Source organism: Microbacterium sp. ER1, assembly GCF_023383675.1.
In the GTDB taxonomy this organism is placed as follows: Bacteria; Actinomycetota; Actinomycetes; order Actinomycetales; family Microbacteriaceae; genus Microbacterium.
In genome coordinates, this window is the sequence record NZ_QCXO01000039.1 from 1 (window position 1) to 304 (window position 304).

A 304-nucleotide genomic window follows, 5' to 3' on the forward strand; every position below is an offset into this window, starting at 1 on the left:
CGTCGATCCTGCTCGTGCTCCGCGGCCGGCGCGCGTTCTACGTGCCGCTCATCGGCGGCGTCGTGGCCTTTGTGCTCCTGGTTGCCGCCATGGCCGTTGTGCTCGCCGGTGACCCGGCGCTGCTGGACTACTTCGGCCAGCCGTAGGTTCTCGGACCCGAACTACTCGGGCCGGCTGACCCGGCCGCCGAGCGCACGCGCATCCGTCTTGCCCTGCAGGTCTTTGCGCAGCTCCTTGGGCAGCGAGAAGAGCAGGTCTTCCTCTGCCGTCTTGATCTGCTCCACGTCGCCGTAGCCGGCGCCGG

General features: G+C 69.4%; 1 protein-coding gene and 1 pseudogene. One reads left to right on the forward strand and one right to left on the reverse strand.

Going from position 1 to position 304, the window contains the following annotated elements; all coding sequences use genetic code 11:
• Nucleotides 1-14 precede the first annotated feature (14 nt).
• Complete coding sequence (locus BV453_RS16835; RefSeq protein ID WP_374209017.1) at nt 15-146, forward strand: DUF6264 family protein; 132 nt, start codon at nt 15-17, stop codon at nt 144-146.
• Nucleotides 147-161: 15 nt separating this feature from the next.
• Here BV453_RS16835 and BV453_RS01665 read toward each other — a convergent pair.
• A pseudogene (locus BV453_RS01665) lies at nt 162-304 on the reverse strand (4-hydroxy-3-methylbut-2-enyl diphosphate reductase); the annotation flags it as partial.